At 78.1% G+C, this 726-nt stretch carries 1 protein-coding gene; it reads left to right on the plus strand.

Translation table 11 applies throughout. The features are described 5' to 3' along the window. A partial coding sequence (gene mreD, locus AC1MIR_RS16210; protein WP_480029220.1) for a rod shape-determining protein MreD occupies positions 1–580 on the plus strand: 580 nt, incomplete at its 5' end. Between the last annotated feature and the right edge of the window lie 146 nt (positions 581–726).

Raw genomic sequence — 726 nt, forward strand, 5'->3', positions numbered from 1 at the left:
GCGGGCGCGGGGGGCCCGCCCCGCGCGCGCGCCGGGGACCCGGGGCGGGGGCGGCCGGCGGCAGCCTTCCACCGGCCTGGTCCGCCGCGCCGAGGCGATGGCGCGCGCGGTCCTGCCGACGCTCTGCGCCATGCTGGTGATGGTGATGGCCGGCGGTCCGACCGGCGTGGCCGCGCTGGTGGCCGCCGTGACGCTGCCACAGGTCGTGTTCTGGTCCGTCTTCCGCCCCGCGGCGATGCCGGCCGCGGCTGTGTTCGTGTTGGGTCTGCTGCAGGACCTGCTCTCGCTGGCGCCGCTCGGCACAGGGGTCCTGACGCTGCTGCTGGCGCATGGGCTGGCACTGGCATGCCGGCGCTTCCTGGCCCGGCAGGGCTTCCTGGTCGCCTGGCTCGCCTTCTGCGCCTTCGCGGCCGGCACGGCGGCGGCGGGCTACCTGCTGACGGCGCTGATGACACTGTCGCTGCCGCCCCCCGCACCGGCCATGTACCAGGCGGCGCTGACGGCGGGCCTCTACCCCGCCTTCGCCCTCCTGCTCGGCCGCCTGCACGCGATGATGCTGCGGGCCGAGGAGGCAGCGTGACCCGGCACAGGAGCCTGCATCCGCCAGCAACGTGCCGGCGGCGCGCCCCGCGCGCCCAGGCCGCGAAGGCGGCCCGCGCGCAGCCTGGCCTTCCCGCCCGCGCACCCGTGGCCTGCGCGAAGGCAAGGCCGCGGAGCGGCCGCCCG

The sequence above is a fragment of the Falsiroseomonas sp. RANM36 genome (assembly GCF_056682175.1).